This window comes from Streptomyces sp. CC208A (genome assembly GCF_030010625.1).
GTDB lineage: Bacteria > Actinomycetota > Actinomycetes > Streptomycetales > Streptomycetaceae > Streptomyces.
This window is the reverse complement of record NZ_JASCXN010000016.1, coordinates 131,744-147,095: the sequence shown is the minus strand read 5'-3', so window position 1 is coordinate 147,095 and position 15,352 is coordinate 131,744. Positions and strand designations below refer to the sequence as shown.

General features: G+C 71.4%; 11 protein-coding genes. 6 read left to right on the top strand and 5 right to left on the bottom strand.

Annotated features, from left to right (window positions below; translation table 11 throughout):
• The 3 genes from QK442_RS19200 to QK442_RS19190 all read left to right on the top strand — a co-directional run.
• The coding region (locus QK442_RS19200) for an Hsp70 family protein (protein WP_282695191.1) at positions 1-397 on the top strand (397 nt) is incomplete at its 5' end.
• A gap of 30 nt (positions 398-427) precedes the next feature.
• Positions 428-1,381, top strand: a complete 954-nt coding sequence (locus tag QK442_RS19195) for an NmrA/HSCARG family protein (RefSeq protein ID WP_282695190.1) — start codon at positions 428-430, stop codon at positions 1,379-1,381.
• 46 nt (positions 1,382-1,427) lie between these two features.
• Entirely contained in the window at positions 1,428-2,072 is a 645-nt protein-coding gene (locus tag QK442_RS19190; protein WP_282695189.1) for an endonuclease, read from the top strand.
• Between the two features lie 16 nt (positions 2,073-2,088).
• Here the strand turns inward: QK442_RS19190 and QK442_RS19185 are convergent, their stop codons facing one another.
• The 4 genes from QK442_RS19185 to QK442_RS19170 all read right to left on the bottom strand — a co-directional run bounded on the left by QK442_RS19185 (position 2,089) and on the right by QK442_RS19170 (position 6,262).
• Positions 2,089-3,111 carry a LacI family DNA-binding transcriptional regulator gene (locus QK442_RS19185; RefSeq protein ID WP_282695188.1) on the bottom strand — a complete coding sequence of 341 codons (1,023 nt, stop codon included), beginning with the start codon at positions 3,109-3,111 and terminating at the stop codon, positions 2,089-2,091.
• A 110-nt stretch (positions 3,112-3,221) separates the two neighbouring features.
• On the bottom strand, positions 3,222-4,055 hold the full coding sequence (locus QK442_RS19180) for an ATP-binding cassette domain-containing protein (protein WP_282695187.1): 834 nt from the start codon (positions 4,053-4,055) through the stop codon (positions 3,222-3,224).
• Positions 4,052-5,047, bottom strand: coding sequence for an ABC transporter permease (locus QK442_RS19175; RefSeq protein ID WP_282695186.1), 996 nt, complete (start codon positions 5,045-5,047; stop codon positions 4,052-4,054). Before QK442_RS19175 ends, QK442_RS19180 begins: the two co-directional genes overlap by 4 nt.
• Positions 5,048-5,248: 201 nt before the next feature.
• Positions 5,249-6,262 (bottom strand): sugar ABC transporter substrate-binding protein, encoded by a 1,014-nt coding sequence (locus tag QK442_RS19170; RefSeq protein WP_282695185.1) that lies wholly within the window; start codon positions 6,260-6,262, stop codon positions 5,249-5,251.
• Between the two features lie 309 nt (positions 6,263-6,571).
• On the opposite strand from QK442_RS19170, the gene QK442_RS19165 reads away from it, so the two are divergent.
• Both QK442_RS19165 and QK442_RS19160 read left to right on the top strand, forming a co-directional pair.
• On the top strand, positions 6,572-7,543 hold the full coding sequence (locus tag QK442_RS19165; protein ID WP_282695184.1) for a carbohydrate kinase: 972 nt from the start codon (positions 6,572-6,574) through the stop codon (positions 7,541-7,543).
• 171 nt (positions 7,544-7,714) lie between these two features.
• The gene (locus QK442_RS19160) at positions 7,715-10,270 is read left to right on the top strand and encodes a GH32 C-terminal domain-containing protein (protein WP_282695183.1); all 2,556 of its coding nucleotides are present in this window, start codon (positions 7,715-7,717) and stop codon (positions 10,268-10,270) included.
• A 284-nt stretch (positions 10,271-10,554) separates the two neighbouring features.
• Here QK442_RS19160 and QK442_RS19155 read toward each other — a convergent pair whose 3' ends face one another.
• Positions 10,555-12,426: an NAD-binding protein gene (locus tag QK442_RS19155; protein WP_282695182.1), complete on the bottom strand. Its 1,872-nt coding sequence runs from the start codon at positions 12,424-12,426 to the stop codon at positions 10,555-10,557.
• A 191-nt stretch (positions 12,427-12,617) separates the two neighbouring features.
• Here QK442_RS19155 and QK442_RS19150 point away from each other — a divergent pair, with 191 nt between their 5' ends.
• Complete coding sequence (locus tag QK442_RS19150) at positions 12,618-14,540, top strand: FAD-dependent oxidoreductase (RefSeq protein WP_282695181.1); 1,923 nt, start codon at positions 12,618-12,620, stop codon at positions 14,538-14,540.
• Positions 14,541-15,352 lie beyond the last annotated feature (812 nt).

Sequence of the window (15,352 nt, the reverse complement as noted above, 5' to 3'; positions counted from 1 at the left end):
CATCGAGCGGATGATGCGCGACGCCGAGGCCCATGCCGAGGAGGACCGGCGGCGCCGCGAGGCCGCCGAGGCCCGCAACCAGGGCGAACAGCTCGTCCACCAGACCGAGAGGCTGCTCGGGGAGAGCGGGGACAAGATCCCGGGTAACGTGAAGTCCGAGGTCGAGGCCGCCGTCGCCGAACTGAAGGAGAAGCTCAAGGGCGAGGACACCGCCGCCGTCCGCACCGCCGTCGAACGGCTGAGCACGGCCGCGCAGAAGATCGGCTCCGCGCTGTACGACCGGTCCCAGGAGACCACGGGCGGCACCGGCCGGGCCCGGGCCCAGCCCCAGGCCGAGGACGACGACGTCGTCGACGCCGAGATCGTCGACGAGGACAAACGGGGCGACGCCGCCTGACACCACGCCGACCTGTGAGGCGAAGGATCCATGACCGACAAGAAGCTCATCACGGTGTTCGGTGCCACCGGGCAGCAGGGCGGCGGCTTCGTCAGGGCCGCCCTGGCCGACCCGGACCCGGACTTCGTCATCCGCGCCGTCACCCGCCGCCCGGACTCGGAGGAGGCCCGCGCGCTGGAACGGCTGGGCGCCGAGGTCGTCCGGGCCGACATGGACGACGAGTCCAGCCTCGGGCCGGCCTTCGAGCACGCGTACGGCGCCTTCCTGGTCACGAACTTCTGGGAGCACATGTCCGCCGAACGGGAGAAGACCCAGGCGCGGGCCCTGGCCAGGGCCGCCTCCCACGCGGGGGTGCAGCACGCGGTCTGGTCCACCCTGGAGGACACCCGCGAGTGCATCCCCCTCGACGACGACCGGATGCCCACTCTCCAGGACCACTACAAGGTGCCCCACTTCGACGGCAAGGCGGAGGCGGACCACTACTTCACCGAGGAGGGCGTGCCGACGACGTTCCTGCGCTCGACGTTCTACTGGGAGAACCTCTTCGGCGCCTTCGCCCCGCAGCGCGGCGAGGACGGCGCCCTCCAGCTGACGTTCCCGATGGGCGAGAGCAGGCTCTCCGGGATCGCGGTCGACGACATCGGCAGGACCGCGCTCGCCGTCCTCCGGGGCGGTGCCGACTTCGTCGCCGCCACGATCAGCATCGCCGGCGAGCACCTCAAGGTCGCCGACATGGCCGCGGCCCTCACCGACGCCGTCGGCGAGCCCGTACGCTACCGGCCCCTCACCCCGGACGAGTGGCGGGCGCAGGGCTTCCCCGGCGCCGACGAGTCGGGGAACATGTTCCAGTACTACGCGGAGTGCGAGCACCGCTTCACCGCGGCCCGGGACCTCACCGCCGTCCGCGACCTCAACCCCGCCCTCCAGGATTTCGCGACCTGGCTCTCCGGCCACCGCGCGCGGCTCCGCACCGCCTGGACCTGAACGGGACCGCCACGACGGGGCCGTACGAAGGCGAGGTGCGCGGTCGATGGCTGTGGACGTGGACACGATCATCCCCAGGCTGTTGTCCGAGCACGGCCGGACGTACGCGCAGGAGGCCGGCATCACCCTGCGCGACAAGCCCTCGCCGCTGTACCGGCTGCTGGTGCTCACCGTGCTCTGCTCGGTACGGATCGGCGCCGGCATCGCCACCGATGCCGCGCGGGAACTGTTCCGGGCCGGGCTCCGGACGCCCCGGGCGATGGCGGACTCCGCCTGGCAGGACCGGGTGGACGCCCTGGGCCGGGCCCACTACGTACGGTACGACGAGAGCACCGCCACAGCGCTCGGCGACGGGGCGCGGCTGGTGCTCGAACGGTGGCGCGGCGACCTCCGCCGGATGCGGGAGGAGGCCGACGGCGACCCGGCCGCGCTGCGCGAGCTGTTGCGGGAGGTTCCGCGGATCGGCCCGGTCGGCGCGGACATCTTCTGCCGGGAGGTCCAGGCGGTCTGGCCGGAGCTGCGCCCGTACTTCGACGACCGGGCGTGCGAGGCGGCGAAGGACCTCGGCCTGCCGCACACCCCCCGCGGGCTCGGGAGACGCGTGGCCCCGAAGGACCACGCCCGGCTCGCCGCCGCCCTCGTCCGCGTCGGCCTGTCGAAGGACGCGGCGCGGGAACTCCGCGCCGCGTGACGACACCGGGGCGGTGTCAGCCGCCGGCCGGGGGCGGTGCGCTGGAGCCGCGGACCACCAGGCGGGTGGGGACCATGAGGGTGCGGGCGCGGGTGCGGTCGCCGTCCAGGCGGGCGAGGGCGGTGCGGGCCGCCGTCTCGCCGATGGCCGCCGGGTCCTGGGCCACGACGGTCAGGGCCGGTTCGAGGACCTCGGCGAGCGGGAGGTCGTCGAAGGCGACCAGGGCGACGTCCTTGCGGCCCGCCCGGGTGAGCTGGGCGACGACCCCGAGGGCCATGATGTTGTTCGCCGCGAACAGGGCGGTGGGAGGCTGCGGCAGGCCGAGGAGGGCGGTGGTCTCGGCGGCGGCCCCGTCCTGGCTGTGGGCGCCGGTCACCAGGGCCCGGTCGTAGGGCAGGCCGGCCTCGTCGAGCGCCGAGCGGTAGCCGGCGAGCCGCTCGCGCCGGGTGTAGAGCTTGGCGGGGAGGTCTCCGATGAAACCGATCCGGCGGTGGCCGCGGGCGATGAGGTGGGAGACGCCCTCGTGGACGCCGGCCCGGTTGGAGCTGACGACGGAGTCGGCCGAGAGCCCGGATCCCAGCCGGTCGAGGAAGACCACCGGCAGACCGGCCGCGCGCGGCGCCTTGAGGTGGCTGTGGTCGGCTCCGTACGCGGGGACGACCATCAGCACGCTGACGCGCCGGGCGAGGAACGTCTGGATCAACGCCCGTTCCCGGTCCGGGTCTTCGGCCGAGGAACCCATGAGCAGGGTCAGTCCCCGGCCGCGTACCGCGTCCTCGATGGCGCCGGCGACGGTTCCGAAGAAGGGGTTGCCGAGGTCGGGCACGACCAGGCCGACGGTGGTGTCGGGGCCGCCGACCCGGATGTTGCGGGCCATCAGGTTCGGCTGGAAGCCGAGCTTCGCGACCGCGGCGAGCACCCGCTCGCGGGTCTCCGGGGAGCTCGGCCCGTCCTCGTTGAGCACCCGGGACACCGTCTTGGCGCTGACGCCCACTTCCCTGGCGACATCGGCCAGTGTGGGGCGGCGGTTCGCGGCCATGTACCACCGTTCCTGTACGTTCGTCGGGCCCGGCCCCCGCCGGGGCCGGGCCCGCTGTGCTGACTCTGCGGCGACCGTGCGGCCGGCGCGGCGCTGCCCCCGCGGCCGGCTCAGTGGGCGGACACGCCTGCCGCCTGGGCGGCATCCGCGTCGGCAACGACCGTACCTCCATCGTCGTTCACCCGGAGCGCCCCCGTCATGATGGCGACGACCTCCGCCATGGAGTGGTCGGACGGCTTGATCAGCGCCTCGCGGCGGCCGCGCCGGTGGATGTGGATGCGGTCGGCGATCTCGAAGACGTGCGGCATGTTGTGGCTGATCAGGACCACGGGCATGCCCTTGTCGCGGACCCTGCGGATCAGGTCGAGGACCTGCCCCGACTCCTTGACACCGAGCGCGGCGGTGGGCTCGTCCATCACGACGACGCTCGTGGCCCAGGCGACCGACCGCGCGACCGCCACGGCCTGGCGCTGGCCGCCGGAGAGCGTCTCCACCGGCTGGGTCAGCGACCGCAGTCCGATCTTGAGGTCGGCCATGTGGGCGGCCGCCTCCTGGCGCATGCGCTTCTTGTCGAGCATGCGCAGCGCGCTGCCGAGGAAACCGGGACGGCGCAGCTCACGCCCGAGGAACATGTTGGAGGCGATGTCCATGGAGGCGGCGACGGCCAGGTCCTGGTAGACGGTCTCGATGCCGTGCTGCCGGGCGCTCTGCGGTCCGGTGAACCTGATGGGTTCGCCGTTCAGCCGGGTCTCGCCCTCATCCGGGGTGAGGGCGCCGGTGAGGGCTTTGATCAGGCTGGTCTTGCCGGCGCCGTTGTCGCCGATGACGGCGAGGACCTCGCCGGGCAGCAGGTCGAAGTCGGCGCCGTCGATGGCGGTGACATGGCCGTACCGCTTGACCAGGCCGCGGGCCTGGAGCACGGGGGTGACGTCGGCGGTGCTCATCGTGCCTTCCTCCGGGAGATCTGGTCGACGGTCACGGCCAGGATCACCAGGACGCCGGTGATCAGGGTCTGGTAGATGGAGGCGACGCCCATCAGCTGGAGGCCGTTGCGGAACACACCGACGATGAGGACGCCGATGAAGGTGCCGAGGACGGCGCCCCGGCCGCCGAAGAGGCTGGTGCCGCCGAGGACGACGGCGGTGATGCTGTCCAGGTTGTCGGTCTGTCCGGCCTGCGGGTCGCCGACGCCGGTGCGGGAGACCATGAGCAGTGCGGCGATCCCGTAGACGAGTCCGGCCAGGGTGTAGATGCCGACGGTCAGCCGGGAGGTGCGGATGCCGTTGAGCCGGGCGGCCTCGGGGCTGTTGCCGAGCGCGTACACGTGGCGGCCCCAGGACGTGCCGCTGAGCGCGTAGGCGAAGAGCAGGAACAGGGCGATGGTGACGATCGAGCCGTAGGTGATGTCGGTGTTGCCGAGCGGGAACGTCTCGCCGAGGGCGGTCAGCGGCGCCGGCAGGTCGGTGATCGTCTGCTCGGCCGAGTAGATGTGGGTCAGGGCGAACGCCACGTTCAGCATGCCGAGGGTGACGATGAACGGCGGGAGCGGGATCATCTGCACCAGCAGGCCGTTGACCAGGCCGAAGCCCGCGCAGACGAGCAGGCCGAGAGCGATCGCGGCGAACGGTGACAGGCCGCCCTCGGCAGCCGTCTTGGCGATGACGATGCTGCCGAACGCCATGACGGCACCGCAGGAGAGGTCGATGCCGGCGGTGAGGATGATCAGGGTCTGACCGATGGCCAGCGTGCCCACGACCATGACCTGCTGGACGATCAGCGAGAAGTTGCCGCCGGAGAGGAACTGCTCGGTCGTCAGGGAGAAGAAGACGCAGGCCAGCAGCAGGGCGACGAGCGGGCCCGTGGTCGGTGCGGCGAGCAGCCGGCGGACCGTGGACGGTCCTTTCAGCTGGTCGTAGGGCAGGGTTGTGGCAGTCATGGTGGTCCTTGCCGGTGTCGGTCGGTGGTCGGCGAGCGGGGGGGGGCGGGGGCCGGGGAGGTCGTCAGGAGCCGGGGAGGAGGTCCGTGGCGCGCCCTGGTGCCGGGGGCTCGGCCTCAGCGTTTTCCGGTGCCGGAGGCTCGGCCCCAGGACTTTCCGGTGCCCGGGCATCGGCCCGAGCACCTTCCGGTGCCCCAGGGCTCAGCCCCAGCACTTCTCCAGGCCGTACGCGGTGTCCTCGGCCTCGACGCCCGTCTTGGCGGCATCGGTGATGAGCGTGACGCCGGTGTCGGTGTAACCGGACGCCTTCTTGCCGCTCTTGGCGAAGTCGGCGACCGCCTTGACGCCCTGGGACGCCATCTCCAGCGGGTACTGCTGCGAGGTCGCCGCGATCTTGCCCTCCTTGACCGCCTTCGTGCCGGTGCAGCCGCCGTCGACGGAGACGACGAGCACCTTCTTCTCCAGGCCCTTCGCCTTCAGGGCGGTGTGGGCGCCCAGCGCGGCCGGCTCGTTGATCGTGTAGACGACGTTGATGTCCGGGGACTTCTGGAGGCAGTTCTCCATCGCCGTCTGGCCCTTGGCCTGGTCACCGCCGGTGTCCTGCATGCACACGACCGACGGGTCGCCCTCCGCGATGCCGAAGCCCTTGAGGAAGCCCTGGTGGCGCTGGACACCCACCGCGACGCCGGGCGCGAGGTCCAGGGTGGCGATCTTCGCCTCCTTGCCGGCCATGGCGGCCTTGGCGTACCGGCCGATGAGCTCGCCCGCCTTCACGTTGTCGGTGGCGAAGAGGGCGTCGGTGGCGTCCTGCGGCTCGGTCGGGCTGTCGAGCGCGATGACCAGGACGCCCTTGGCGCGGGCCTTCGCGAGGGCGGGGACGATCGCCTTGGAGTCGTTGGGCGTGATGAGGATGCCCTTCACGCCGGAGTTGACCATGTTCTCGATCGCGGTGACCTGGCCCGCGTTGTCGCCGTCGAACTTCCCGGCCGCGCTGACGAGTTCGACGCCGTTCTCCTTCGCGGCCCGCTCGGCGCCCTCCTTCATCTTCACGAAGAACGGGTTCGTGTCGGTCTTGGTGATCAGCCCGACCTTGGTCCCGCCGCCACCGGACCCTCCCTGCGCACCGGAGCCACAGGCCGTCAGGGTCAGCGCCGAGACGGCGGCGAGAGCGGTGAGTCCGGCGGAGGTGCGGAGGGCGCGGTTTCTGCGAAGCATGCTGATCTCCTGCTGGGCGAGAGCGGAACGGCGGCGCGGATCGAGGGGGTGCTGCTGTCGAAACACATGTGAGGCGGTGTCATCGTTGACCGATGTCATCGTTGACACCACTTGCGGAGGATGATGAACTCCGTCACCCGGAAACGTCAATGCCTTGACGCCGTCACAAAACGGCAACGCCGCCCGCACCGCCTCACATCGGGAGCGGCGCTCTCCGTGAGCTCCCTCAAGGCCCCACCCCGCCCCCGCCCCCGCCCCCGCCCCCGCCCCCGCAGCCTTCTCGCGCTGCCCACCTGGAGAGAACGAGTCATGCGCCTGCCTCTGGTCACCATCCTCGGAGAATGCGTCGCGGACGCCTTCACCGTCCCCACGCCCGCGCGGGGCGAGCTCGCCCTGCGGGTCCTGCCGGGCGGCGGTCCGGCCAACACGGCCGTGGCGCTCGCCCGCCTCGGCACCCCCGCCCGTTTCCTGGGGCGGCTGTCCGACGACGTCTTCGGCCGCCTGTTCCGCGGTCACCTGGAGACCTCGGGCGTCGACCTCTCGGCCGCCGTACGCGCGGCCGAGCCCAGCACGCTGGCCGTCGCCGAACTCGACGCCCAGGGCCGGGCCGCGTACTCCTTCCACGCCCAGGGCACCGCGGACTGGCAGTGGACGGCGGACGAACTCGCCGCGGCGGACCTCGCCTCCACGGCCTGCCTGCACTCGGGCTCCCTCGCCCTGGTGCGCGAGCCCGGCGGCACGGTCGTGGAGGAGTTCCTCGCCCGCGCCTCCGCCACGGCCACGGTCTCCCTCGACCCGAACGTCCGGCCGCTGCTCGTGGCCCCGGAGGTCTACCGCGAACGCCTCCCGCGCTGGTGCGCGCTCGCGGACATCCTCCGGCTGAGCGAGGACGACCTGGAACTCCTGCTGCCCGGCCACACCATCGAGCACGCCTGCGACACCTGGCACGCGGCGGGTGTCCCCCTCGTCGTGATCACCCGCGGGGAGCGCGGCGCGGTCGCCTCGCTGGACGGCGAGCGGACCACCGTACCGGCTCCCCCGACCGAGGTGGTCGACACCGTCGGGGCGGGCGACTCCTTCACCGCGGGGTTCCTCCACCACCTCGGCCTCAGGGGGCTCCTCGGCGGACGGCTCACGGACCTGCGGATCGACGACGTCTTCGACGCCTGCGCCTTCGCCTCCCAGGTGGCGGCGCTGACCTGCGCCACCGCGGGCCCGAACCCGCCGTGGGCCGGGCAGTTGCGGCCGGCGACACCCACGGCGGGACTCACCGCGAGCTGAACCGCCGACCGAACCGGCCGCCCGAACGAACTGGGCCCGGGCCATTGACGCGCCGCCCGGAGCCCGCCCATCATCGCTCCCCAGCGGATGTCATCGCTGTCACATGTCATCGATGACATCCCGTTTCCCGAGTCGCCGCCGCTCCCCGTGCAGGAAAGCGCAGGAGAAACCATGAGCCGAGTCCCCGTACGCCGTCGTGTCCCGCTGCGTCTCGCCGCCGCAGCGGCCGCGACCTGCGCGCTCACCGTCACCGCCGTCGCCCCCGGGGCGGCGGCGGAGTACAGCCGGCCGTACACGGAGACGTACCGCCCCCAGTTCCACTTCAGCCCCGCGAAGAACTGGATGAACGACCCCAACGGGCTCGTCTGGTTCAAGGGCGAGTACCACCTCTTCTACCAGTACAACCCGAACGGCGACACCTGGGGCGACATGTCCTGGGGCCATGCCGTCAGCAAGGACCTGGTGCACTGGGAGGAACTCCCCCTCGCCCTCCCGCACGACGACGAGGAGATGGTCTTCTCCGGCAGCGCCGTCGTCGACCACGGCAACACCACGGGGTTCGGGACCGCGGAGAACCCCGCGATGGTGGCCGTCTACACCAGCCACTTCAAGGACGGCGGCAAGCAGGCCCAGTCCCTGGCGTACAGCACCGACCGCGGCCGCACCTGGACCAAGTACTCCGGAAACCCGGTGCTCGACATCGGCTCGACGGAGTTCCGCGACCCCAAGGTCCAGTGGTACGCGCCCACCAGGAGCTGGCTGATGACGGTGTCGCTCTCCACCGAGCACAAGGTCCGGTTCTACTCCTCCGAGGACCTCAAGAGCTGGACCCATCTGAGCGACTTCGGCCCGCAGAACGCGGTGGGCGGCGTCTGGGAGTGCCCCGACCTCTTCCCGCTGCCCGTCGACGGCGACCCCGAGCGCGTCAAGTGGGTGCTCGTCGTCAACCTCAACCCCGGTGGAATCGCCGGAGGTTCGGCCGCCCAGTACTTCGTGGGCGACTTCGACGGCAAGCGGTTCGAACCCGACGACGACGGCTCCTACACACCGCCGGCCGGCCTGGTGGTGCAGGACTTCGAGGAAACCGACTACGGCACCTGGCGGACGACCGGCACCGCCTTCGGCGACGGACCCGTCCCCGCCCCCGAGCCCGGGACGTCCGGCACGAGCGGCGTCGAGGGCAAGGGGCTCGCCGACAGCTTCCACACCGGCGACCACGAGACCGGCACCCTCACCTCACCGCCCTTCACCGTCACGAGCCCGTACCTCAACTTCAAGGTGGGCGGCGGCCGTCACCCGTACGTCCCCGGCTCCGTGAGGGGCGACTCCCCCGCGCCCCCGGGAGAGGTCCTCGCCGACTTCGAGCAGGACGGCTACGGCTCCTGGACGGCCACGGGCACCGCCTTCGGCGACGGCCCCGCGTCCGGCACCCTCCCCGGCCAGCACGAGGTGTCCGGGCACGAGGGCGGCGGCCTGGTGAACACCTTCCTGGGCGGCGACGCGACCACGGGCACCCTCACCTCGCCCGAGTTCACGATCACCAGGAAGCACCTCAACCTCCTCGTCGGCGGCGGCCGTCACCCCTCCGGATCCGAAGCGCCCACCGCCGTCCGCCTCGTCGTCGACGGCAGGACCGTACGCAGCGCCACCGGCACCGACTCGGAAGAACTCAACTGGGTCTCCTGGGACCTCGGCGGCCTCGCCGGCCGGACCGCGCACATCGAGGTGGTCGACGAGAACACCGGCGGCTGGGGCCACATCCTCCTCGACCAGGTCATGCTGTCCGACACCCCGGCCCGCCCCCGCTCGACCGAGACGACGGTCAACCTCCTCGTCGACGGAAAGGTGGTCGACAGCGCGACCGGCGCGGACAGCGGGAACCTGGACTGGGTGTCCTTCGACCTCCGCGCCCACCAGGGCAAGCAGGCCGTCATCGAGCTCGTGGACCTGAACAGGGCGGGCTGGGGCCACATCATGGCCGACCACTTCGTCGCCGCCGACCAGCCGGCCGTCCCGGCCCTCCGGCGGGCCCACTGGGTCGACCACGGCAAGGACTACTACGCCGCCGTCTCCTGGGAGCACGCCCCGGACGGCAAGCGCCACATGATCGGCTGGATGAACAACTGGCAGTACGGCAACGACATCCCGACCTCCCCCTGGCGCGGCGCGCAGAGCATCCCGCGCGAGATGGCACTGCGCACCGTGAACGGCCGGATCCGCCTCACCCAGCGCCCCGTGTCCACGGTGGAGTCGCTCCACGGCCCCTCGGTCGGCGTGCGCGACGTCAGGATCGCGGAGGGCTCCGCCCCCCTGGCAGCGGGCCGCGCCGACGGCAAGGCACTCGACATCCGGGCCACGTTCACCCTCGACGAGGCCGAGCGCTTCGGCTTCAAGGTGCGCACGGGCGACGGCGAGGAGACCGTCATCGGCTACGACAGGAAGACCCAGGAGCTGTACGTGGACCGGACCCGGTCGGGCGCGGTGGACTTCCACGGCGACTTCCCCGGCGTCCAGCGCGCCCCCCTGACGCCCAGGAACGGCAAGGTCGCCCTCCGCGTCCTGGTCGACTGGTCCTCGGTCGAGGTCTTCGGCGGCGACGGCGAAGCCGTGATCACGGACCAGATCTTCCCCTCCCCGGACAGCGACGGCGTCCGGCTCTTCGCCGAAGGCGGCTCCGCCCGCCTGGACAGCGCCAGGGTCTGGCAGCTGCGGCCGTACCGCGGCTGACGGCGGAAGACCGTCGCTCTCGCGCGGCAGAGCGGGCACGATCGGCGGGCCGACGGCCCTCGGCAAGCCGTCCTCCCTCGTCCCGTGCGCCACCTCCGTCGGCCACGAGCAGGAGCACAGCGCCCTCCGCCCCCAGTAGGCCGACACCGCCGTGGCCCTGCTGGAGAACGTGGTCACCCCCGAGACCTTGTGACGCCACCGCTCCGATGCCGAGTCCGCCGGAACACCGCTCGCACATGGCGTACCAGGCCCGCGCGCCGGGGCGCCTTCGGCGGTGATCCGGTTCACCCGGGAGGGATGAGTGAGCTGCCGGTCAACAGCACGACCTCGTCCTCCTCGGAGTAGGTCAGGATCCTCTGCCTGTCCGGGTTGAGCGTGATCCCGTAGCGGGGTGCCTCGTGGATGCGGTGGGCGAGGCGGTGGCCGATGGCGAGATGGCCGTGACGGCGGACGGCGCGGACGACGGTGGAGAAGGTCAGGGGACGGCCGGCGGGCACGTAGTCGGTGACCGGGCGCAGGGCGATCTGACAGCCCGCGGGAGCGAACAGATCGTCGAAGATCCTGTCGAGATGCGGGTTCTGGGAGATCTGGGAGAGGCGCAGGCTCAGGATGTTGCTGCTCACGATGAGGTCATCGGGCTTGCCGGCCTGGGCCAGAACGCGGTTGCGGTCGTCCGCCATCTCCGTCACCAGGGTGTACGAGTGTCCGTTCCGCTCCGCCAGGTCGCGGAGGTTGAGCAGGGTGGTGAGGGTGCCGGCGTCCGCCTCCTGCGGGCTGCGGTCGTCGGCGCAGAGAACCATGACGTGGTCGTACTTGTCGACGGACAGGTCCTCGAGAACGTGCCGCCGGGTGATGTCCGCCTGCCGGTGACTCAGTTTCAGCCCCTCGCGGAGTTCCTGGACCGGGCTCGGCGCGTCGGCGACGACGTCCACCCGCGAGCCGGCGGGCAGGTGGGCCCGTAGCTGCTCGACGATGTCGCCCAGACGACGGTTGCAGCCGAGGATGAGGACGTTTCTGGCCTCGTCGCGGAAGGTCGCAGCGGGCGGCGGGGGCACGGGGATGTGCTCCGGGGCCGTGTCCGACAGGGCGATGGTGCTGTCGTCCTCGCTGATGACGACGATGCGGTCGTCGGCGTCGATCCGGGTGTCGCCGTCCGGGTTCATGAGAATGCGGCCGTCCTGCCGCATGAGCCCGATGACGGTGGAGGCGCGGAAGGCCGACAGAGCGTCGTCGAATCGTCGTCCGTCCAGTTCGGGCTGGTGCGTCATGTAGATCTCGTGGCCGGCGAAGTCGAGCAGCTCGGTGTAGACGCTGGACAGCCCTGTCTGCAGGCTGCTCTGCGCCAGCAGACGGGCGATGAAACCCTGCGTGCTGACGACGCGGCAGTGCTCCCCTCCTGCCAGGCGGGCGGCGGCCAGGTTCTGCTCCTCTTCGATCCCGGCCACGAGGAGCGGGCCCGTGCCCGGCTCCTTCCCCGTGCCCGTCACGGCGATCAGCGACTTGATGACGCCGAAGTCGGGGCGCTGGTCCTCGGCCGCCAGGACGATCACCGACCGGGCCTGCGCGGGACTGACGAGTGAGACGTCCTGAGGGTCCGCGGGGTCTCCGGTGCGGCAGACGATCCGGGTGCCGGCCAGGTCGCCGACGCGTTCCCGGATCTCGGTCTCCATCTCCGACCGGTCCTTCTCCGCCAGAATGGCGATGCAGGCCCGGCGTCGGCTGCGGTTGGCCTCGACCAGTTCCGCCACGACCACGTGGACCTGTGAGGACCAGCCGAGGATGACGGTGTGGTCCGACTCCACCACCGGAGACCGTCCCGCGCGCAGTCGTGCCAGTTGGTTCTGCAAACCGGCGCTGATGACGGGGATGAGCGTGCTCATCAGCATGATGCCGCCGAAGGCCATGAGAACCGCGACGGCGAGGAAGGGCACCGACCCCCGGTCCCTGATCAGGATCGTGGGGCTCAGCACCCTGAGGAATCCCGCCCAGACCGAGGAGCCCGCGCTGTCCGGACGGATGCCTTCGGGGGCGAACAGCACGAGCATCAGACCGTTCAGGGCCGCGAGCAGGCAGCAGAGGACCGCCAGTACGCCGATGAGGGCGGGGGCGCCTCGTCCCATGATGGTGTCGACCCGGTAGCGGAACCTCTGCAGCACGCGAACTCCTGTCTCACGGCGCGGCCATCACGCGAACCCTCATCGGGATGATCGACAGAACCCCACCGGACGAATCGTTACTTCACGCGTTCGCCCCAGCGACCCGCCGACAGGACCGCATGAAGGTGAATCAGGCAGCGCGTGCGCGTGTCCGGGTGTCCGCGCCGAAGGCGTCCCGCCAAGGTACCCACGTGGATACTCAGCTCAACCGGCGTGCTCTGGTGACCGCGGCGGGTGCCGGGGCACTCGCCCTCGCGGCCGCCCCCCAGGCCGCGGCCGCGCCCGATACACCCCCGGACCACGCCCCGGGGGTACAGGGTGCCCCGTGGCAGACCTGTCTGCGGGTGGCCCGGGCCATCCTGGTGCTCGACGAGCACGATGAACCCCTCGTTCCGCGGTACACCGGAATCCTGCTGCGTGAAGGCCTCCCTCGCGGTCGTCGCGGCGGCAGACGGGTCCTGGTCGTCGGTGCCGGGCCGGCCGGGCTCGTCGCCGCGGACCTCCTGCACCGGGCCGGCCACGACGTCACCGTGATCGAGGCGAACGGCAACCGTGTCGGAGGCCGGATCAAGACCTTCCGTACCGGCGGCCACGAGGGCGCCGAGCAGTCTTTCGCCGACCCCCGGCAGTACGCGGAAGCCGGAGCGATGCGCATCCCCGACAGCCACCCCCTGGTCACCGGCCTGCTGGAGGTGCTCGGCCTGGAACGCCGCCGCTTCCACCTCACCGACGTGGACGCCGGGGGCAGGCCGGCGAACCGCACGTGGATCCAGGCCAACGGCGTTCGGGTCCGCCGCGTGGAATACGAGCGCAGACCGCGGATTCTGAACAGGTCGTTCGGAGTCCCCGAGAAGTATCTGAACATGACAGCCGCCGAGATCTACGCCTCGGCCCTCGCGCCCGCCCGTGCCCTTGTCGAGGGGAAGCGGGGCCGTGACCTCGTCGAGGGCTGGGCCACGGTCCTCCAGCGGTACGGCCACTGGTCCATGTTCCGGTACCTCACCGAAGAGGCGGGGCTCGACGAGAACACCGTCGACCTCGTCGGCACGGTCCAGAACGTCACCTCACGCCTGCACCTCTCCTTCCTCCACAGCTTCCTCTCCTCCGCCCTGATCAGCCCGGACACCGCCTTCTACGAACTGCCCGGCGGAACCGCGACGCTGGCGGACGCGCTCTACGCGCGTGTGAAGGACCGGGTCCGCCTCGACCGCCGCGCCGTCCGCGTCGAACACGGCTCCCGGCGCGGAGTCACCGTGCACACCGTCTCCGAAGGCCGCGACGGCACGGTGGTCCGGGAAACCTTCACCGGCGACGAAGTCATCGTCACCGTGCCGTTCTCGGGGCTCCGCCACGTCGCTTTCGACCCGCCGCTCTCCTACGGCAAGCGGCGGGCCGTCACCGAGCTGCACTACGACGCCGCGACCAAGGTGCTCCTGGAGTTCTCGCGACGGTGGTGGGAGTTCACCGAGGAGGAGTGGCGGACCGAGCTGGAGTCGATCAGCCCCGGCCTGTACGAGCGGTACCGCCGCGGCAGCGCACCGGCCGACGGGTCGCTCCTGGGCGCGCACCCTTCCGTGCCGCCGGGTCACATCACCGAAGCGCAGCGCGTCCACTACGCCGCCCACCGCTCCATGCTGCGCGACCAGCCCGGAGCCGCGCAGGTCATCGGCGGCGGTTCGACCACCGACAACCCCAACCGGTTCATGTTCGAACCCTCCCATCCCGTCCCGGGCAGCGACGGCGGGGTCATGCTGGCCTCCTACAGCTGGGCGGACGACGCCCTGAAGTGGGACGCCTTCGACGACGAGGAGCGGTATCCCCGCGCACTCGGAGGAGTCCAGGACGTGTACGGACAGCGCGTGGAGGTCTTCTACACCGGAGTCGGCCGCACCCAGTCCTGGATGCGCAACCCCTACGCCTACGGCGAGGCGTCCGTCCTGCTCCCCGGCCAGCACACCGAACTCTTCCCCCACGTACCCACGGCGGAGGGCCCCGTGCACTTCGCGGGCTGCCACACCTCCGTCAAGCCGGCCTGGATCGAAGGGGCCCTGGAATCCGCCGTCCGCGCCGCTCTCGAAGTGCACACCGGGGCACCGGCGGCCCCTCGGCCCTGACCGGTGGCCCCGGAGAAACAAGCCGACGCCGCCGGGCCCGAGAAGGCCGTCACCGCACAGACCGGCCCCGGCGTCGAACGGATCCCCCTCGAGGACACCACTCCGCCCGCCCCGCTCGCCTTCGGCGGTGGACGGACCTGGGCCCCGCCCCAGGGCGCCCCGACGCCGTCGCCCGTCGGGCAGTGTTGCCTGCCGTGGCGGCAGCCGGGTACGTCTCATGGATCCGGTAGGCGGCCTTCCTCTCGCACTCGGCGGAGCCGCGCGACGCGCGGACCGCGCGGGATCGTCGCGGTGCGCCATCCGCCCGAGCACGGCCACCACGCCCAGGGTCCGGGCGTAGGAAAGCCGACAGGGACGCGGTCACGGATGCGCCGAACGGGCGGTTCGAGCGCGCCGCGTGACCTGCGTCCAACCTTTGTCCAACCAGGTGTGTTTTCCTGCCCAGGACGGGCCGCCAAGACCCTTCGTGCTCACGTCTGACCGGCTAAGTGCCTGGTCAGAATGATTTTTCCTTGTGGGGCGGGTGGGACTCGAACCCATTTCAGTGACGCGTCTCACCTGCGAAGATGCCACAGGGCCGGACATATCCATCCGAGTCCATCCGGCTGCGTCCCCTCTCGATCCGGCTCGATCGGGGGCCGTTAGACGTTCGCCACACCGCTGCCGCCACGCCCCGCACTCCCGCTGATCCCCGGACGGCCCTGCCCGCCTGCGGTCCCACCAACACTGCGTGGGCCGCTACGAGTCGTCCACGCGTTAGCCAGGTGCACTCGGCCCGAGCGGTCACGCTACGTGATCTGTCTGCCGCGGCG